This window comes from Janibacter sp. YB324, from assembly GCF_014217915.1.
GTDB classification, from domain to species: Bacteria; Actinomycetota; Actinomycetes; order Actinomycetales; family Dermatophilaceae; genus Janibacter; species Janibacter indicus.
On record NZ_CP060120.1, the window covers coordinates 2,016,343 to 2,034,212 of the forward strand.

Here is a 17,870-nt window from a genome sequence, read left to right on the forward strand (position 1 = left end):
GTCTGGTCAGGTGCGGAGCGGACGCCGGTCAGGCATCCACGATCCGCGAGAGATAGGTGGCGACGGCACGCACCTGTGCCATCGTCGCCGGGTAGTCCATGCGGGTCGGGCCGAGCACGCCGACGGCACCGACCTGCTCGTCGCCCGCGCCGTAGCCGGAGGTGACGAGCGAGGTCCCCTGCAGCCCGGTCACGGGATTTTCGGAGCCGATGCGCACGGACACGCCGGGCGCCTCCTGATCGGCCTCGACGCTGAGCAGCTTGAGCAGCACGACGTGCTGCTCGAGGGCGTCGAGCACCGGCTCGAGGGTCATCGGGAAGTCGCTCGAGCTGCGCGCGAGGTTGGCCGTGCCGGCCAGGGTGACCTTGGTCGCCCGCTCCTCGGCCAGTGCCGCCTCGACGACACCGATGACCCCGGCGGTGAGGGCGTCCTCGGTCTCGACGTCCTCGTCGTGCAGGGTGCGCAGCGACTCCAGCGCCTCGGCGAGGCGGCGGTCGCGGGTGGCGGCGTTGACCCGGCCGCGTGCGCTGGCCAGGGCATCGGCGCCCTGGGGAGCCAGGTAGTCGACCCCCGTGGGCACCACGCGCTGCTCGACGCGGCCGGTGCCCATGATGACGACGACCATGAGCCGGGTCTCGCTCATCGGCACCAGCTCGATGTGCTTGACCGTGCTGCGGGTGAGCGAGGGGTACTGCACGACCGCGACCTGCCGGGTCAGCGTCGACAGCAGACGGACCGTGCGGTCGAGGACGACGTCGAGGTCGTCGGCACCCTCGAGGTAGTCGGTGATCGCCGCGCGCTCCCCCCGGGACATGGGGCGGATCGCCTGCAGCCGGTCGACGAAGAGCCGGTAGCCGGCATCGGTCGGGATGCGCCCCGCAGAGGTGTGTGGGGCGATGATGAGCCCCTCGTCCTCGAGCGCGGCCATGTCGTTGCGCACGGTCGCGGCCGAGACGTTGAGCTGGTGGCGGTCGAGCAGCGCCTTGGAGCCGACCGGCTCCGACGTCTGGACGTAGTCCTCGACGATGGCGCTGAGCACGGCCATGCGGCGCTCCTGGCTCATGCTGACCTCCTTCGACACCCACGAACGGGACCGCTGGCACTCGGTCCACCTGAGTGCCAAGTCTACGACCGGGGCGGCCATTCCCCGGAATCCGGCGTGCCGACGCCGCGAGTGACCTCCCTTCGGCCTACCGTCCGTGCCGTGAGCGATCGATACGGCATGGACGTCCTCTCCGGCGACTGGAAGTCGAAGGGCCGGCTGGCCCGACCGACCTCGCGGGCGATGGAGGCCGCGCCGGGCACCGTCGTCGAGGACGTCGAGACCGGCTGGGTCGGCGCCGTGGTCGCCGTGGAGAAGGCGGGCGGCGTCCACGTCGTCCACCTCGAGGACCGGCGGGGCAAGGTCAAGGCCTTCCCGCTCGGTCCGGGCTTCCTCGTCGACGGCGCCCCGGTCTCGCTCACCGCGCCGAAGGGGGCCCAGCGCGCGGCCCTCGCAGCCGCCGAGAAGCAGGCCTCCCGCACTACGAGCGGGTCCGTCGCCGTGCACGACGCCAAGGCCCGGGTCGCCATCGGGTCCCGGATCTTCGTCGAGGGCCGCCACGACGCCGAGCTCGTCGAAAAGGTCTGGGGCCACGACCTGCGGGTCGAGGGCGTCGTCGTCGAGATGCTCGACGGCGTCGACGACCTCGCGGCCGCGATCCGCGACTTCGCCCCCGGCCGCGGTCGGCGGATGGGGGTCCTCGTCGACCACCTCGTGCCGGGCAGCAAGGAGTCGCGCATCGTCGCCGAGGCCAACAAGGTCGCGCCCGAGCACGTGCTCGTCCTCGGGCACCCCTACGTCGACGTGTGGCAGTCGGTGCGCCCGCAGCGCCTCGGCATGGAGGTCTGGCCGACGATCCCCCGCTCGATGGAGTGGAAGCGCGGGATCTGCGCCCACCTCGGCTGGCCCCACGACTCCCAGGCCGACATCGCCCGCGCCTGGAAGCAGATCCTGGGCACCGTCCGCAGCTATGCCGACCTCGAGCCCGCCCTCCTCGGGCGCGTCGAGGAGCTCATCGACTTCGTCACGGCGCCCGAGGGCTGATCCTCCCCGCTCCCTGAGGAGGTCGCCCGCGGCCGTCTCGAAGGGTTGCCCCGACGCCCGTCCGGCCGGACCGATTGACCGGGAAGATCGGATCCGGCCGGGAAAGCTGCTGGTGACCGCGAAATTGCGCGGTCACCTGCAGCTTTCCCGGCCACGAGCGGATTTCCCGGCCACGGGCTGAGCGCGTCGGCACCGGACCGCAGGCGAAGGGGGATGCCGGCGCAGATCCAGCCGACGTCACGCACGACGACGGCCGCCGAGGGGTCAGTCCTTCGGGCCGCCTGCGACGTAGATGACCTGGCCGGACACGAAGCCGGCCTCCTCGGACAGGAGGAAGGACGCGGTGGCGGCGATGTCCTCGGGCTGGCCGACGCGGCCGACCGGGGTCTCCTTGGCCGCGTGGGCGAGGAAGTCCTCGAAGGGCACACCGATGCGCTCTGCGGTCGCGGCCGTCATGTCGGTCTGGATGAAGCCGGGGGCGATCGCATTGGCCGTCACGCCGAACTTGCCGAGCTCGATCGCCAGGGTCTTGGTGAAGCCCTGCATGCCGGCCTTGGCGGCCGAGTAGTTGGTCTGGCCGCGGTTGCCCAGGGCAGAGGTCGAGCTGAGGTTGACGATGCGGCCGTACTTTTCCGCGGTCATGTGCGCCTGGGCGGCCTTGGTCATGAGGAAGGCGCCCCGCAGGTGGACCGCCATGACCGAGTCCCAGTCGTCGACGCTCATCTTGAAGAGCATGTTGTCGCGGATGATGCCGGCGTTGTTGACGAGCAGCGTCGGGGCACCGAGCTCCTCGGCCACGCGAGCGACGCCCGCCTCGACCTGCTCGGCGTCGGAGACGTCGACGCCCACGGCCAGGGCGGTCCCGCCCCCTTCGGTGATCTCGTCGACGACCGCCTGGCAAGCGGACTCGTCGAGGTCGAGCACGGCGACGTGGTGGCCGTCGGTGGCGAGGCGAAGGGCGATGGCCCGGCCGATCCCGCGGGCGGCTCCGGTGACGATGGCGGTGCGAGTCGTGGTCATGCGGCCCATCGTGCGCCATCGGGTAAGCGCTCGCACACCTGAGTCCGCGGAGCGGTCATCGAGGCCCGGGTCAGCGGCGGTGCACCCGGCTCGGGCGCCACGTCGCCTCGGTCGGCAGCATCCACCCACGCCGTCGAGCGAGGTCGCACACGCCGCCGCCGATGAGCAGTGCGCCCAACGAGGCGAGCGGATCAGCGGTCACCAGCTCGAGCAGGACGAAGGAGGCGCCGCCGGCGAAGGCCGCGGTCGCGTAGAGCTCGGAGCGCTGCAGGATCGCGGGCACGCTGCCGAGCATGACGTCGCGCACGACTCCTCCCCCGCACGCGGTGAGCACGCCGAGCAGGATCGCCGGGAGCCAGTGGATGTCGAGCAGCAGCGCCTTCTGGGTGCCGACGACGGCCCAGGTGCCGAGCGCCACGGCGTCCACCCAGGGGAAGACCTGCCGCCAGCGGCGCCCTTCGAGCGGGACGAGGAAGGCGATGCCCGCCGCGACGAGGGCCACGGTGAGGTAGCGCAGGTCGGTCAGCGCGACGGGCTGGACGTCGAGGAGCACGTCACGGATCGCGCCGCCCCCCAAAGCGGAGATGATCGCCAGCACCGAGAATCCGACCGGGTCGAGCTGGTGGCGGCGGGCGACGGCCCCACCCAGCAGACCGTTGGCGAAGACGCCGAGCAGATCGAAGGCCGCGATGAGGTCAGGGATCTGCGGGACGTCAGGCACCGGCGCTCCCCACGAGGTGGTGGACGACGGTGTCCGCGAGCAGCCGACCCCGGCGGGTGAGGACGACCCGACCGCGCACTGCCTCGCGGCCGTCGACGAGCCCGTCGGCGACGAGGCCGGCGACCGCCCGGCGGCCCTGCGGCTCAAGGCGATCGGTCGGCAGCCCCTCGCGCAGGCGCACCCCGAGGAGGACCTCTTCGTCAGCGCGCTGCTCGGCCGTCAGGGCCTCACGCTCGGCGGCCGGGTCGCCCTCGGCCAGCGACCTGGCCCAGGTCGCGGGGTGCTTGAGGTTCCACCAGCGCTCGCCGTCGACGTGGCTGTGGGCGCCGGGGCCGACGCCCCACCAGTCGTGGCTGCGCCAGTAGGCCTCGTTGTGCCGGCAGCGGTCGGCGGTGGTGCGCGCCCAGTTGCTGATCTCGTACCAGTCGTAGCCGGCGGCGGTCAGCAGCTCGTCGGCGAGCTCGTACTTGTCGGCCTCGTCGTCACCCGTCGGCATCGGCAGCTCGCCGCGGCGCACCCGGGCCGCCATCTTGGTCCCGTCCTCGACGGTCAGGGCGTAGGCCGACAGGTGGTCGGGCTCGAGGGCGAGCGCGGTCTCGAGCGAGGTGCGCCACTGCTCGAGGGACTCCCCCGGCGTGCCGTAGATGAGGTCGAGGCTCACCGCGAGCTCCGCGGCCCGGGCCGCGGTCAGGGCGCGGGCGACATTGGCCGGGTCGTGGGTGCGGTCGAGCGTCGCGAGGACCTGCGGTACGGCCGACTGCATGCCGATGCTCACCCGGGTGAACCCACCGTCGGCGAGCATGCGCAGCGACTCCTCGGTGACGCTGTCCGGGTTGGCCTCGGTGGTCACCTCGACGTCGTCGGCCAGCCCCCACCGCTCGCGCACCGCGTCGAGGAAGCGCACGAGGTCCTGCGGCGGCAGCAGGGTCGGCGTGCCGCCGCCGACGAAGACCGTCGAGACCGGGCGATCGGTGCCCACGGACCGCAGCGCCAGGTCGAGCTCGCTGATCGCGGCGTCGACGAAGGTGGCGACGCTCGCCCCCTTCGCCCCGCCGGCGGGACCCAGCTCGGTGGCCGTGTAGGTGTTGAAGTCGCAGTACCCGCAGCGGACCGTGCAGAAGGGCACGTGCAGGTAGATGCCGAAGGGGGGACGCACCGGCCCATCCTCCCACCGATAGCGTGGTCGCCATGACCCGGTGGATCGAGCTCGACGGCGTCGTCAACATGCGGGACCTCGGCGGGCTGCCCACCCGCGACGGCCGCACCACCCGCGAGGGTCGGCTGATCCGCAGCGACAACCTCCAGGCCCTGAGCGAAGGGGACGTCCGTCACCTCGTCGAGGAGCTCGGGGTGACCGACGTCGTCGACCTGCGCAGCCACGTGGAGCACGAGGTCACCGGCGCCGGGCCGCTGCGGTCCACGCCGCTCACCCACCACCACCACAGCCTGCTGCGCGAGGATCTCGATGCCGGCGAGACGGTCGCGGAGGCGCTCGCGGTGCGGTGGGGTCGGGAGGACCCCGCCCCGCGGGACGGGACCTTCTGGGCGCGTCACTACACGGGCTACCTCACGAGGCGTCCCGACTCCGTGGCCGCCGCGCTCGCCGCGGTCCGGGACAGCGCCGGGGGCACCGTCGTCCACTGCGCCGCGGGCAAGGACCGCACGGGCACGGTCGTCGGCATGGCCCTGGCCGTCGCCGGGGTGCCCGAGGAGGAGATCATCGCCGACTACGTCCTGACCGCCGAGCGACTCGAGCGGATCATCGGGCGCCTGATCGAGGTGGAGCCCTACCGCAGGTCGCTGCCGACCCACACGCTCGAGGAGCAGCTACCCCGCGCGGAGTCGATGGCCGCGGTGCTCTCGCACCTCGACGCGGAGCACGGCGGGACGGTCGGCTGGCTCGAGGCCGCCGGGTGGTCCCAGGAGGAGGTCACGCGGCTGCGCGACCGGCTCGCGGGGTGAGGCTCAGGCCTTCTTCGGCTTGGCGGTGACGTAGACGGGGATGACGCCCTCGACGACGACGACGCCGTCGGTGCGCACCGCCTTGACCCGGATGTCGACGTCGTAGGGAGCCTCGCCCGTCCACTGCTCGGGATCGGTCTCGGCGACGCACAGCAGATCGGTCGTCGACTTGGCCAGGTAACTCACCTGCAGGCCGCGCGGCAGCCACCGATGGTCGCTCGGGCAGGTCGCCTCGGCGAGCAGGCCCATGGCGGCTTCGAGGCCGTTGCACACGGCGATCGCGTGGAGGGTGCCGATGTGGTTGTGCACCCGCTTGCGGTTGCGGATCGACAGCTCGGCGTGGTGGGCGCGGACCTCGCGCACCTGGGGGCGCACCGTCGCGAAGTAGGGCGCCTTGACGGCGTAGAGCAGGGAGAAGATCCGCTTACCCGCCGGGAGACTCGTGATGCGCTGGTACAGGTCGAAGGTCTGCTGGGCCATGCCCGACACACTAAGCGCGCGCTTGGTTCCCCGGAAGGGGAGGCCGCGTCGGCTGCGTCACGTCATCCGGCGTAGGTGCCGAAGCTCCAGGAGTTGCCCTCGGGGTCGAGGATGCTGAACCCGCGCGAGCCGTAGTCCTCCTCCTTCATCGGCCGGGAAGCTCGCCCCCAGCGCCTCGGCGTGCGCGTGCACCGCGTCGGGGTCGTCGGTGACGACGTAGAGGTTCGCGCTGCCGGCCGGCGTCGTGAAGTGCGGGTCGTCCGGCCGGGCGCTCGCGATCATCACCCGGCCGCCCTCGGGCCAGAGCATCTCGCTGTGCCGCACGAGGTCCCCCTCCTCGACGAGGACGCCCTCGGTGAAGCCGAGCGTGACGAGCCCAGGCGCGCAGGGCGTGCGGGTCGCGGGCGGTCAGGCCGGGCCAGATGCTGTGGTCGGTGGTCGTGTCCATGCCCTCAGCCTCGGGCGTGGGGGCCGCCGGCGTCTTGGACGAATGCGATCTCGTCCTCGCGCAGCCAGCGGGTCGGGGAGGCACCCGCGAGGGCGACCCAGTCGCGGGTCAGGTGCGACTGGTCCGAGTAGCCGCAGACGGCCGCGACGTCCGCGAGCGGCCTCCCCGCCCCGACGAGGCGGTGGCTGCGCTGGAATCGCAGGACCCGCGCGGTCGTCTTGGGCGCGTGGCCGTACTCGGCCCGGAAGCGTGCGGCCAAGTGTCGCGTGGACCAGCCCACCTCGCGGGCCACCTCGTGGACCGGGGCCCGCCCGGCGGTGCGCTGCAGGAGTCGCCAGGCGTGCTCGACCTCGGGCTGCGGCCGTCGGCGCGGCTCGCGCCGGGCGAAGAGGGCGTCGGTCACCAGCGCGAAGCGGCCCTCCCAGCCGTCGGTCTCCGACAGGCGCTCGTGCAGCCGCGCGGCATCCGGGCCGACGAGCGCGGCGAGGTCGACGGCCGTCCCCGCGAGCTCCGCGGCCGGACCGCCGAGCAGCAGCGACGCACCGGCCGGGGTCAGGTCGAGCTGGACACCGTGCTGGCTGCCGTCATGCCGGATGAGGGCGGGGCGGTCGTGCAGCCCGGCGACGACCGCGTCGAAGCGACCCTCGCGGCCGTCCGGCCCGACCAGGTCGAGCGGGGCGTCGAGGGAGAGGACGAGCGTGACCGTCCCGGACGGCATCCCGACGTGCGTCCCCGGGGACGCGCCGGTGATGCGATAGCCGACCATCGCCTCGACGAAGGGGGTGAGGTGCCGGGGCAGCGCGGCCGTGACGGCGTCGGTCATCCACCCACGCTAGTGGGATGGGCTACTTCTTGGCCTTGTCCACCGCGGAGTCGTCGGAGGAGAGTGCGGCGATGAAGGCCTCCTGCGGCACCTCGACGGTGCCGATGTTCTTCATCCGCTTCTTGCCCTCCTTCTGCTTCTCCAGGAGCTTGCGCTTGCGGGAGATGTCACCGCCGTAGCACTTGGCGAGCACGTCCTTGCGGATGGCACGGATGTTTTCGCGGGCGATGATCCGGGCGCCGATGGCGGCCTGGATCGGCACCTCGAACTGCTGCCGCGGGATGAGCTCCTTGAGCTTGCCGGCCATCATCGTGCCGTAGGCATAGGCCTTGTCCTTGTGGACCACGGCGCTGAAGGCATCGACGGTCTCGCCCTGCAGGAGAATGTCGACCTTGACGAGGTCGGCCGCCTGGTCGCCGGCCTCCTGGTAGTCGAGCGAGGCGTAGCCGCGGGTCTTGGACTTCAGCTGGTCGAAGAAGTCGAAGACGATCTCGGCGAGCGGCAGCGTGTAGCGCATCTCGACACGGTCCTCGGAGAGGTAGTCCATGCCGCCGAGCTGGCCGCGCTTGGACTGGCACAGCTCCATGATCGCGCCGATGAACTCGCTCGGTGCGAGGATCGTCGCGTTGACGACCGGCTCGCGGACCTCGGCCACCTTGCCGTAGGGAAACTCGCTCGGGTTGGTCACCGTGATGAGCGACCCGTCGTCCATCGTCACCTCGTAGACGACATTGGGCTGGGTCGAGATGAGGTCGAGGTCGAACTCGCGCTCGAGCCGCTCGCGCACGATCTCGAGGTGGAGCAGTCCGAGGAAGCCGCAGCGGAACCCGAAGCCGAGCGCCGCGGAGGTCTCCGGCTCGTAGACGAGCGCAGCGTCGTTGAGCTTGAGCTTGTCGAGCGCATCGCGCAGCGTCGGGTAGTCACTGCCGTCGATCGGGTAGAGCCCGGAGAAGACCATCGGGTTGGGGTCCTTGTAGCCCCCGATCGCCTCCGTGGCCGGCGCCCCCGCATTGGTCACCGTGTCACCCACCTTGGACTGGCGCACGTCCTTGACGCCGGTGATGAGGTAGCCGACCTCGCCGACGCCAAGGCCCTTGCTCGGCAGCATCTCCGGGGAGATCACCCCGATCTCGAGCAGCTCGTGGGTCGCCTTGGTCGACATCATCGCGATCTTCTCGCGCGGGTGGAGGGCACCGTCGACGACGCGGACGTAGGTGACGACCCCCCGGTAGTTGTCGTAGACGGAGTCGAAGATCATCGCCCGGGCGGGCGCGTCCGCGTCGCCCTCCGGCGGGGGCAGCTTGGCGACGATCTCGTCGAGGAGCTCCTCGACCCCTTCGCCCGTCTTGCCGCTGACCTTGAGCACGTCGGCGGGGTCGCAGCCGATGAGGCCGGCGATCTCCTCGGCGTATTTGTCCGGCTGCGCGGCCGGCAGGTCGATCTTGTTGAGCACCGGGATGATCGTCAGGTCGTTTTCCATCGCCAGGTAGAGGTTGGCGAGGGTCTGGGCCTCGATGCCCTGCGCGGCGTCGACGAGCAGGATCGCGCCCTCGCACGCGGCGAGCGAGCGGGAGACCTCGTAGGTGAAGTCGACGTGGCCCGGGGTGTCGATCATGTTGAGGCAGAAGACCTCGCCCTGCTGCTCCCACGGCATGCGCACGGCCTGCGACTTGATGGTGATGCCGCGCTCGCGCTCGATGTCCATCCGGTCGAGGTACTGCGCGCGCATCTGGCGAGCCTCGACGACACCGGTGATCTGCAGCATCCGGTCGGCCAGGGTCGACTTGCCGTGGTCGATGTGGGCGATGATGCAGAAGTTGCGGATCTGCGCGGGCGGCGTCGCGTTCGGCGGGAGGGCCTGACTGGCCTGGGGTGACACGGGTGACGGACCTCGGGTTCGACGGGACAGGGCTCGGCCCCCCATCCTCCCACGGACGAGGGGCCGGGCCGGCACACGGCGCGGGTCAGAGGCGGGAGACCCCGTCGTAGCCGCCGGGCAGGGACGGCAGGTCGAAGACCGCACCGACGGTCGCCGCCACGTCGACGGTGTGCGCGGTCGCGGTCCGGGTGCCGGGCCGCACGAGCGATGAGCCTCCTGCGACGACGAAGGGGATGGGCGCCGTGACCGGGTGGCCGTGGTTGCCCGGGATCGGGTTGTTGAAGATCGTCGGGTCGGAGAAGCGCCAGCCCTGCTTGCAGTAGGCGATGAGGTCACCGGCCACCGGGCTCAGCCGCAGCTGGGCCGGCGTGTGGACCGACAGCACCCCCGGCTGGCGCAGCACGAGCTCGCGCAGCCGGGCGATGCCGGCGGCCTTCTCCCCCGCCGGGCCGGTCCAGTAGAAGCCGTCGGCGCCCCCGTTCTGCGCGATCTCGACCTTGTCCCGCAGGGTGGTGTCGAACCAGATCGGTGCGCCGAGGGAGATGACCCGATGGGTCATCGACCAGTCCATCGAGTGGTCGGCGAGGACGATGACGACCGACTGCTCCCACACCCCCTTCGCCTTGAGGTGCTCGACGAAGTTGCCGACGAGGCGGTCGGTGTTGGCGAGCGCGGCGTACCGCATCGCCGGCAGGTTGATGGTGCCGCCGAGGTCGGCGTGACCGACGCGGTCGATGTCGCCGAAGTTGGCGAAGACCAGGTGCGGGTCGGCCTCGTCGACCATCTTGACCAGGGCGTCGTAGGTGTAGCCGTCGGGCGCGTGGTCGGTGATCGGCATGAGCGGCTTGGGCTCCCACCGGTAGGTGGCCCGGTCGCCGAAGATCCCGTAGAGGTAGTCCTTCGACAGCACGGTGCCGGTCGTGAGGCCCCGCGCGTTGAGGCGCTCGATAACGGTCGGCACCTTGATGTCGCTCGGTTGGTCCATGTCGCGGACCTCGCCGAGGCCACGGTCGTAGATCTTGTTGGCCGGCACGCCGCTGCGGTCGGGCCGCACGCCGGTCATCATCATCACGTGGTTGGGGATGGTCTCCATGATCGGCAGCGACCGGGCATTGGGGTACCAGGTGCCACCGCTGCGCAGGGCGTGGAGGTGGGGGGTGCAGTCGGCGGTGATCTCGTCGGGGCGCAGGCCGTCGGTGACGAGCACGTAGACGCGGCGCGAGCTCTTGCGGGACTTCGCGGACGCCCAGGGGGCACCGAGCACCCCCGAGATCGCCACGCTCGTGCCGCCGGCCGCGGCGAAGCGCAGCAGGGTCCGGCGGGAGGGCTGGGTCTGGTCGGTCATCGTCTCTCCGGTGGTGTCAGCTGGCTGGGTACCAGACGCGGCGGGTGCGCTGCGTGCCGGGCAGGGTCTCGAAGCCCGCGCTCCACCGAGCGGCGGAGTCCGGGTCGGTGCGGTCGGCGAGGACGTACCAGTCCATCTGCGCCCGCGCCGGGGTGAGGGTGAGCACGCTGTAGCCGTGCCGGTCGAAGTCGAGGTAGCGCACGTGCGGGTTGGCCGTGCGGATCGCGCCCTCGACGCTCAGCGACACCGTGCGCGGCGCGACCTTGAGGATGTCGTCGAGGTTGTTGGACGTCACCGACGTGCCGACCCACTCCACGGCGACGCTCTTGCTGAAGGGGTAGGTGCCGACGTTCTTCGGCACGTCGCACGCCCACGCGGAGTGGATGTCGCCCGTGAGGAAGACCGTGTTGGTGATCGCGTGGTCGGCGAGGTGGTCGATGAGCTCGCGCCGGTCGGCGGTGTAGCCGTCCCACTGGTCGACGTTGTAGGGGATCCCCTCGGGCGGGAGGATCCCGCCCATGTCGTGCAGCGCCTGCCCGACCTCGACGTCCACGGCGCCGAAGGTCACCGGCGAGATCATCGCGGGGTTGCCGACGAGCTTCCACGTGGCCGACGAGTCGCTCAGCGACTGCTTGAGCCAGGCCATCTGCCCGTCTCCGAGGATTGTGCGGTCGGCGTCGCCGACCGCACCGAGCGCGGCGGGCGACGCCTGCTCGCTGCGGTAGGAGCGCAGGTCGAGCATCCGCAGGTCGGCCAGGGTGCCGAAGGAGAGCTGCCGGTAGACCTGGCTCCCGTCACCGAGGGCGGAGGTCCCCGACAGGCGGATCGGCATCCACTCGTCGTAGGCCCGGCGGGCGGCAGCAGCGCGGTCGGCCCAGGACCCCTCGCTCTCCGGCTGGTGGTTCTCGGCCCCGTCGATCCACGCGTCGTTGGCGCTCTCGTGGTCGTCCCACGTGGTCACCCAGGGCGCGGCGGCGTGCAGCCGTTGCAGGTCGGGGTCGGTCTTGTAGTGGCCGTGCCTCACGCGGTAGTCGGCGAGGGTGACGATCTCGTGGGCCGGCTCGCTGGCGCGCACCGCTCCCTTCGCCGCGCCGTACTCGCCGGTGGGGTACTCGTAGAGGTAGTCCCCCAGGTGCAGCACGACGTCGAGGTCGCCGCGGTCGGCCAGGTGCCGGTAGGCGGCGAAGTAGCCCGCCTCCCAGTTGGAGCAGGACACGACGCCGAGGCGCAGCCGGGAGGGCGTCGCCGAGGCCGCCGGGGCGGTCCGGGTCCAGCCCACCGGCGAGACGTGACCGCGGCTGCGGAAGCGGTAGGCGTAGCGCGTCCCGGGCTTCAGTCCGGTCGCGTCGACCTTGACCGTGTGGTCGCGCTCGGTGCCGGTCGCCATCGAGCCGCGCCGCACCACCTTGACGAAGCTCGCGTCCGTCGCGACCTCCCAGGCGACGGACACGCGGCTCCCGCGGCCCGATCCGGGCGTCGCGTCGCCGGTCGGGGTCACGCGCGTCCACAGGACGACGGACGTGGGCAGGGGGTCGCCGGAGGCGACTCCGTGGAGGAAGCCGGTGGTCGGTGCGGCGTGCGCCGGCGACGTGGCGAAGGGGGCGAGCGTCGCCGTGGTGACGACGGCCCCGGCGGCGGCCCCGCGCACGACATCGCGTCGGGCGGGTCCGGGCAGGGGTGACTGGGGTGTGGCGTCCGAGGGCATGGCGGCAAGGCTTGCGGGCGGAGGTGGACGGCCGGTTACCTCGTGGGTAACTTTCCCGGCGGACAGTTCGTGAGGATGCTCACGGGCGCCGGCACTAGCGTGGGCTGCCATGAGCAACTACCCCGGCGACTTCACCGGCACGCCGACGATGCACTGGGCCCCGACCCCCGACGACCCGACGCCCTCCCCCGGCGAAGTCGTGTGGGCGTGGGTGCCCTACGAGGAGGACCACGCCCAGGGCAAGGACCGCCCGGTGCTCCTCGTCGGCCGCGACGGCGGCTGGCTCCTCGGTCTGCAGCTGACCAGTCAGGACCACGACCTCGACGCCGAGCGGGAGGCGGCCGCCGGTCGACGCTGGATCGACATCGGCGCCGGCGCCTGGGACCGCGGCGGTCGCCGCAGCGAGGCCCGGGTCAACCGGGTGCTGCGGATCGACCCCGGCTCGGTCCGACGCGACGGAGCCGTCCTCGACGAGCAGGTCTTCGCGGCGGTGACCGAGGCCGTCCGTGCCGTGGCCGCCGGCCGCGACTACGACGACGACCCGGTCTAGCGCCTGGCCTGGAGGTCGTGCGCACGACGAAGGGGGCCGGTCACCTCGCGGTGACCGGCCCCCTTCGTCAGGTTGTCAGCTCAGAGGGAGTTGACGCGCTTGGCCAGGGCCGACTTCTTGTTGGCGGCCTGGTTGGCGTGGATGACACCCTTGCTCACGGCCTTGTCGAGCTTCTTGCTGGCGGTGACGAGAGCGGCCTGGGCAGCCTCGGCGTCGCCGGCGTCGGCGGCCGTGCGGACCTTGCGGATCCACGTGCGCAGCTCGGACTTGTAGGCGCGGTTGCGCTCGGTCCGGGCGGCGTTCGTCTTGACGCGCTTGATCTGGGACTTGATGTTTGCCACGAGGTTTCTTTCTGCTTGGTCGAAGATTGCCGTTAGAGGGCGGCAAGACGTCTCGGGACCGGCGTGGGGACACCGTGGGAGAGACGCCCTGGGTACTGCTGCGGTGCGCGCACGACCATGCGCGCACGCAAGCGACAAATCTATCAGCGGCGCTGGTCGCGGCCAAACTCGCTGGTGATCGACAGGATCGCCTTCTCGACGGCGTAGACGGGGTCGCGACCACCGCCCTTGACCTCGAAGTCGGCGGCCGCGACGGCCTGGATGCTGCGGCCGAGTCCTGGCCCGGTCCACCCCCGCAGCGCGCGGCGCGCCTTGTCGACCTGCCAGGGCGCCATGCCCAGGTCACGGGCGAGGTCGGCGCTGCGGCCGCGGCCCGCTCCCCCGACCTTGGCCAGCTGGCGCAGCTGCTGGGCCAGGACGGCGACGATCGGCACCGGGTCGACACCGACGTTGACCGCGTGGCGCAGCAGCCGCAGCGCCTCGCCGGTCTGCCCGGCGACCGCGGCGTCGGCGACCTTGAACCCGGTCGCCTCGACCCGACCCCCGTGGTAGCGCTCGACGACGTCGGCGTCGATCGTGCCGGTCGTGTCGTCGACGAGCTGCTGGCAGGCTGAGGCGAGCTCGCGCACGTCCTTGCCGACGGCCTCGACGAGGGCCTGGACGGCCTCGCTCGTCGCCTTGCGGCGCTGCCGGCGGAACTCGTTGGTCACGAAGTCGGCCTTGTCGCGGTCGCTCTTGATCGCCGGGGCCTCGAGCACGAGCGCCTTGGCCTTCTTGAGTGTGTCGAGGACCTTTTTGCCCCTGTTGCCCGAGGCGTGGGTGACGACGAGGGCCACCGAGTCCTCGGGGTCGGCGAGGTAGGCGAGCAGGTCGACCTGCAGCGCGTCGGGCGCCTGGTGCAGGTCGCGCACGACGATGAGTTTGTCCTCGCCGAAGAGCGACGGGCTGGCCTGGACGGTGAGCGCGCCCTCCTCGTAGCCCTCGGCCCGCAGGGTGACGACCTCGAGCTCGGGTGAGGTCACCCGCACGTCGGCGATGACCTGCTCGACGGCGCGGTCTGCCAGGACGGTCTCGGGTCCCTGGACGAGGACGAGGGGGGGTGCGCTCAAAACAGGGCCACCCGCGGCACCGTCGGGAAGATCTCGTCGAGCTCGGCCTCGTCGTCGGGGGTCGGCACCCAGGAGACGGCCGCGGCGTTGGCCGCGATCTGCTCGGGACGGGTCGCGCCGGCGATGACGCTCGTGACGGCCGGGCGCGAGGCGAGCCACGAGAAGGCCACCTCGAGCTCGGTGAGGTCACGGGCTCGGGCGTAGTCGCCGAAGGCACGCAGCTGGTCGAGGTCGGCCTCCTCGAGCAGGAACTGGCGCGAGTGGGTCAGCCGGCTGCCCTCGGGCGCGGAGCCCGATGAGTACTTGCCGGTGAGCAGCCCGCTGGCGAGGGGGAAGTAGGGCAGCACGCCGAGCCCGAAGTGCTCGGCCGCCGGGGTCACCTCGAGCTCGGCCCGGCGGTCGAGGAGGTTGTAGTGGCTCTGGCTCGAGACGAAGCGCGCTCCCCCGCGGGCGCGCGCGGTGTGCTCGGCGTCGGCGATCTGCCAGCCGGCGAGGTTGGAGTGGCCGATGTAGCGCACCTTGCCCGCGCGCACGAGGTCGTCGAGCGCGTCGAGCGTCTCCTCGACGGGCGTCAGCGGGTCGGGCGTGTGCAACTGGTAGAGGTCGATGCGGTCCGTGCCGAGCCGACGAAGGGAGGCCTCGACGGCGGTCGTGATGTAGCGCCGCGACCCGCGGGCACCGAAGTCGGGGCCGTTGGCCCCGCGCACGTCCATGCCGAACTTCGTCGCGAGGACGACCTCGTCGCGGTGGGCTCCGAGCGCGGCACCGAGGCGGGTCTCGGACAGGCCGGGCTCGGCACCGTAGGTGTCGGCGACGTCGAAGAGCGTGATGCCCGCGTCGAGCGCCGCGTGGACGACGGCGTCGGTGCCCGCCTGGCTCTCGGTGGCGGTGCCGGGGCGGCCGAGGTTGTTGCACCCGAGCCCGACCACGGAGACGGTGAGTCCGGAGGAGCCGAGTCGACGAAGTTCCATGGCGACAGGCTAACCGCGGGGTGGGACAACCAGGCCGAGCGTCTCGGCCCGGGCCGCGACGGCGCCCTCGTCGCGGTCGAGGGACTCGGCGAGCTCCGTGAGCGGCAGCCCGAGGTCGACCCCGTCGCGCAGCTCGTCGTCGTCCTGGGCGGACCACCCCTCGCCACGGACGACGGCCGTGCGAGCTCCGTCGGCCGGACCGGGATCGGCGACCGGCGCGCTCACCCGGCTGGTCATGCCGCGCCGGGCCGGCTCGGCGACCGGCTGCGGAGGGGGCGCGACCTGGTCGAGCCGACGCAGGGCCCCGAGGACGAGCTCGCGGTCGGTCGTCGGCCAGAAGGGCGGCAGCGAGCGCTGGAGGAAGCCGGCGTAGCGCGCCTTGATCATCCGGTGGTCGAGGAAAACGACCACCCCGCGGTCGTCACCGCGCCGGATCAGCCGGCCGGCCCCCTGGGCCAGGCGCAGCGCCGCGTGGGTCGCCGAGACCGCCATGAAGCCGTTGCCCCCGCGTCGGGCGATCTCCTGGGTGCGCGCCGACGAGAGCGGGTCATCGGGACGAGGGAAGGGGATGCGGTCGATGAGCACGAGCTGGCAGCTGCTGCCCGGCACGTCGACGCCCTGCCACAGGGTGAGCGTGCCGAAGAGGATGGTGCGCGGCTCGCGGGCGAACTCGCGCACGAGCGTGCCGATCATCTCCTCGCCCTGGCAGAGCACGGCGAAGTCGTCACCCAGCCGCTCACGCATCGCCTCGGTGGCCTCCTTGGCCGCGCGCATCGAGGAGAAGAGGCCGAGCGTGCGTCCGCCGGCGGCGCGCACGAGGGCCTCGATCTCGTCGAGCGTCTGCGGCGCCAGCCCGTCGCGGCCGGGAGCGGGGAGGTGCTCGGCGACGTAGGCGATGCCCTGCTGGGCGTAGTCGAAGGGGGACCCGACGTCGAGCCCGGTCCACTCGGGAGAGCCCTGACCGCGCAGCCCGAGGGTGCCGGCGACGGCGTCGAAGGTGCCGCCGAGCTCGAGGGTCGCGGAGGTGAGCACCACGGTGCGGTCGCGCACCGACTCGTCGTCGTCGCTGGCCCCGGCACCGAAGATCCGCTCGCGCATGCGCATGGCCACGCTCATCGGTGCGACCCTCAGCAGCGGACCGCGCCGCAGGTCGCGGCTGACCCAGATGACGTCGAGCTCGTGCTCCTCGAGCATCCGTGCGGCGGTGTCGTGGACCTCCTCGACGGCGACGAGCGCGACCTGGCGGGTGCCGTCGACCTGCTCGCCCTTGGGCGGCTTCATCTCCGTGAGGAGAGAGCGGGCGACGTCACGGCAGCGGCCGAGCACCCCGGCGAGCGCGTCGGGGATGCCGGTGGCCAGCCGTCCCTCGGGGGCCTCCTCGAGGACCGCCTCGAGGTCGGTCGCGAGGTCGTCGAGCACCTCGGACGACTCGGCGAACTTGCGGGCCCGCTTGGCCGCTGCCCTCACTCCTCCGGGGGCGAGCTCGTCGGTGACGGTCGAGGTCACCCGGTCGACGAGCTCGTGCGCCTCGTCGATGACGAGCACGTCGTGGTCGGGCAGCATCGGCCGGCCCTCGAAGGCGTCGATGGCCATGAAGGAGTGGTTGGTGACGATGACGTCGACGTCCTTGGCCGCCTCGCGGGATAGCTCCACGAAGCACTCGGCGACCATGGGGCACTTCGAGCCGAGGCACTCCTGGGCGGACACGGAGACCTGCCGCCACGCCTTCTCGGAGACGCCGGGGACGAGCTCGTCGCGGTCGCCCGACTCGGTCTCGGCAGCCCACTCACGGACCCGCACGACCTCCTTGCCCAGCCAGCCGGCCTGCGCGTCGGCCTCGCCGACGTCGAAGAGCCCGTCCTCGTCGTCGGGGAAGCCGCCCTCGATCTTGTGCTTGCAGACGTAGTTGCGGCGGCCCTTGACGATCGCGTAGGTCGGGCGGCGCCGCAGGTGCGGAGTCAGGGCATCAGCCAGACGCGGCATGTCGCGGTCGACGATCTGCCCCTGGAGCGCGAGCGTCGCGGTCGCGACGACCGCGGGCTTGCCCACCCGCTGGGCGTGCTCGACGGCCGGCACGAGGTAGGCCAGCGACTTGCCCGTACCGGTGCCGGCCTGCACGAGCAGGTGCTCCTCGGTGTCGATGGCGCGGGCGACGGCCAGGGCCATCTCGACCTGCCCGGGCCGGGTCGAACCACCCACTCCCCCGACGGCGGCGGCGAGCAGGGACTCCACGGACGAGGACACCGCCCCACCCTATGTGGTGGGTCCGACTGCCCCTCCCGTCATCCACAGCCCTGTTCCCCGCGCCCGACGAGGACCCGCGCCGACCTCCCCGTCCGTCACCGTCTGAGGCCGGCCCTCTGATCTCTGCATTGCCCTACGGCAATGCAGCCTCCAGGCCCAACCAGGCTGCATTGCCGTAGGGCAATG

The 17,870-nt window shown here is 72.0% G+C and carries 17 protein-coding genes; 3 read left to right on the plus strand and 14 right to left on the minus strand.

Annotation, left to right across the window (positions count from 1 at the left end):
* Nucleotides 1–28: 28 nt before the first annotated feature.
* Complete coding sequence (gene hrcA, locus H7A72_RS09770) at nucleotides 29–1,063, minus strand: heat-inducible transcriptional repressor HrcA (protein WP_084451267.1); 1,035 nt, start codon at nucleotides 1,061–1,063, stop codon at nucleotides 29–31.
* 141 nt (nucleotides 1,064–1,204) lie between these two features.
* Between hrcA and H7A72_RS09775 the strand changes: the two genes are divergently transcribed.
* Nucleotides 1,205–2,086 (plus strand): DUF3097 domain-containing protein, encoded by an 882-nt coding sequence (locus H7A72_RS09775; RefSeq protein WP_084451268.1) that lies wholly within the window; start codon nucleotides 1,205–1,207, stop codon nucleotides 2,084–2,086.
* A gap of 264 nt (nucleotides 2,087–2,350) precedes the next feature.
* Here the strand turns inward: H7A72_RS09775 and fabG are convergent, their stop codons facing one another.
* The 3 genes from fabG to hemW form a co-directional block, all read right to left on the minus strand.
* Nucleotides 2,351–3,106, minus strand: coding sequence for a 3-oxoacyl-ACP reductase FabG (gene fabG, locus H7A72_RS09780; RefSeq protein ID WP_185220413.1), 756 nt, complete (start codon nucleotides 3,104–3,106; stop codon nucleotides 2,351–2,353).
* 70 nt (nucleotides 3,107–3,176) lie between these two features.
* Nucleotides 3,177–3,827, minus strand: coding sequence for a trimeric intracellular cation channel family protein (locus H7A72_RS09785; protein ID WP_084451270.1), 651 nt, complete (start codon nucleotides 3,825–3,827; stop codon nucleotides 3,177–3,179).
* Nucleotides 3,820–4,983 (minus strand): radical SAM family heme chaperone HemW, encoded by a 1,164-nt coding sequence (hemW, locus tag H7A72_RS09790; protein WP_084451271.1) that lies wholly within the window; start codon nucleotides 4,981–4,983, stop codon nucleotides 3,820–3,822. Before hemW ends, H7A72_RS09785 begins: the two co-directional genes overlap by 8 nt.
* Nucleotides 4,984–5,015: 32 nt before the next feature.
* Between hemW and H7A72_RS09795 the strand changes: the two genes are divergently transcribed.
* On the plus strand, nucleotides 5,016–5,789 hold the full coding sequence (locus H7A72_RS09795) for a tyrosine-protein phosphatase (RefSeq protein ID WP_084451344.1): 774 nt from the start codon (nucleotides 5,016–5,018) through the stop codon (nucleotides 5,787–5,789).
* A 3-nt stretch (nucleotides 5,790–5,792) separates the two neighbouring features.
* Here the strand turns inward: H7A72_RS09795 and H7A72_RS09800 are convergent, their stop codons facing one another.
* The 6 genes from H7A72_RS09800 to H7A72_RS09825 form a co-directional block, all read right to left on the minus strand.
* Nucleotides 5,793–6,269, minus strand: coding sequence for a hotdog fold domain-containing protein (locus H7A72_RS09800; RefSeq protein WP_084451272.1), 477 nt, complete (start codon nucleotides 6,267–6,269; stop codon nucleotides 5,793–5,795).
* Between the two features lie 57 nt (nucleotides 6,270–6,326).
* A complete protein-coding gene (locus H7A72_RS09805) occupies nucleotides 6,327–6,593 on the minus strand; it encodes a glyoxalase/bleomycin resistance/extradiol dioxygenase family protein (protein ID WP_223277597.1) in 267 nt (88 codons plus the stop codon).
* 128 nt (nucleotides 6,594–6,721) lie between these two features.
* Complete coding sequence (locus H7A72_RS09810) at nucleotides 6,722–7,540, minus strand: helix-turn-helix domain-containing protein (RefSeq protein WP_072624924.1); 819 nt, start codon at nucleotides 7,538–7,540, stop codon at nucleotides 6,722–6,724.
* 22 nt (nucleotides 7,541–7,562) lie between these two features.
* Entirely contained in the window at nucleotides 7,563–9,464 is a 1,902-nt protein-coding gene (lepA, locus tag H7A72_RS09815) for a translation elongation factor 4 (protein WP_370543528.1), read from the minus strand.
* Between the two features lie 40 nt (nucleotides 9,465–9,504).
* Entirely contained in the window at nucleotides 9,505–10,764 is a 1,260-nt protein-coding gene (locus H7A72_RS09820; protein ID WP_185220415.1) for an alkaline phosphatase family protein, read from the minus strand.
* A gap of 16 nt (nucleotides 10,765–10,780) precedes the next feature.
* Nucleotides 10,781–12,469 (minus strand): alkaline phosphatase, encoded by a 1,689-nt coding sequence (locus tag H7A72_RS09825; RefSeq protein WP_185220416.1) that lies wholly within the window; start codon nucleotides 12,467–12,469, stop codon nucleotides 10,781–10,783.
* A 109-nt stretch (nucleotides 12,470–12,578) separates the two neighbouring features.
* Between H7A72_RS09825 and H7A72_RS09830 the strand changes: the two genes are divergently transcribed.
* Nucleotides 12,579–13,019: a type II toxin-antitoxin system PemK/MazF family toxin gene (locus tag H7A72_RS09830; protein ID WP_185220417.1), complete on the plus strand. Its 441-nt coding sequence runs from the start codon at nucleotides 12,579–12,581 to the stop codon at nucleotides 13,017–13,019.
* A gap of 80 nt (nucleotides 13,020–13,099) precedes the next feature.
* Here H7A72_RS09830 and rpsT read toward each other — a convergent pair whose 3' ends face one another.
* The 4 genes from rpsT to H7A72_RS09850 all read right to left on the minus strand — a co-directional run bounded on the left by rpsT (nucleotide 13,100) and on the right by H7A72_RS09850 (nucleotide 17,684).
* Nucleotides 13,100–13,360: a 30S ribosomal protein S20 gene (rpsT, locus tag H7A72_RS09835; RefSeq protein WP_072624931.1), complete on the minus strand. Its 261-nt coding sequence runs from the start codon at nucleotides 13,358–13,360 to the stop codon at nucleotides 13,100–13,102.
* Nucleotides 13,361–13,503: 143 nt separating this feature from the next.
* Nucleotides 13,504–14,469 carry a DNA polymerase III subunit delta gene (gene holA / locus H7A72_RS09840; RefSeq protein WP_185220418.1) on the minus strand — a complete coding sequence of 322 codons (966 nt, stop codon included), beginning with the start codon at nucleotides 14,467–14,469 and terminating at the stop codon, nucleotides 13,504–13,506.
* On the minus strand, nucleotides 14,466–15,440 hold the full coding sequence (locus tag H7A72_RS09845) for an aldo/keto reductase (RefSeq protein ID WP_185220419.1): 975 nt from the start codon (nucleotides 15,438–15,440) through the stop codon (nucleotides 14,466–14,468). The genes holA and H7A72_RS09845 overlap by 4 nt, the downstream gene beginning before the upstream one ends.
* Before the next feature lie 9 nt (nucleotides 15,441–15,449).
* Complete coding sequence (locus H7A72_RS09850) at nucleotides 15,450–17,684, minus strand: ATP-dependent DNA helicase (RefSeq protein WP_223277598.1); 2,235 nt, start codon at nucleotides 17,682–17,684, stop codon at nucleotides 15,450–15,452.
* Between the last annotated feature and the right edge of the window lie 186 nt (nucleotides 17,685–17,870).

Bases quoted from the DNA above. Each gene is read 5' to 3' on its own strand.
- fabG (WP_185220413.1), bottom strand. From the start codon at position 3,106: ATGACCACGACTCGCACCGCCATCGTCACCGGAGCCGCCCGCGGGATC.
- H7A72_RS09845 (WP_185220419.1), bottom strand. From the start codon at position 15,440: ATGGAACTTCGTCGACTCGGCTCCTCCGGACTCACCGTCTCCGTGGTC.
- H7A72_RS09810 (WP_072624924.1), bottom strand. From the start codon at position 7,540: ATGACCGACGCCGTCACGGCCGCGCTGCCCCGGCACCTCACCCCCTTC.
- H7A72_RS09830 (WP_185220417.1), top strand. From the start codon at position 12,579: ATGAGCAACTACCCCGGCGACTTCACCGGCACGCCGACGATGCACTGG.
- lepA (WP_370543528.1), bottom strand. From the start codon at position 9,464: ATGGGGGGCCGAGCCCTGTCCCGTCGAACCCGAGGTCCGTCACCCGTG.
- H7A72_RS09820 (WP_185220415.1), bottom strand. From the start codon at position 10,764: ATGACCGACCAGACCCAGCCCTCCCGCCGGACCCTGCTGCGCTTCGCC.
- H7A72_RS09800 (WP_084451272.1), bottom strand. From the start codon at position 6,269: ATGGCCCAGCAGACCTTCGACCTGTACCAGCGCATCACGAGTCTCCCG.
- H7A72_RS09825 (WP_185220416.1), bottom strand. From the start codon at position 12,469: ATGCCCTCGGACGCCACACCCCAGTCACCCCTGCCCGGACCCGCCCGA.
- hrcA (WP_084451267.1), bottom strand. From the start codon at position 1,063: ATGAGCCAGGAGCGCCGCATGGCCGTGCTCAGCGCCATCGTCGAGGAC.
- H7A72_RS09795 (WP_084451344.1), top strand. From the start codon at position 5,016: ATGACCCGGTGGATCGAGCTCGACGGCGTCGTCAACATGCGGGACCTC.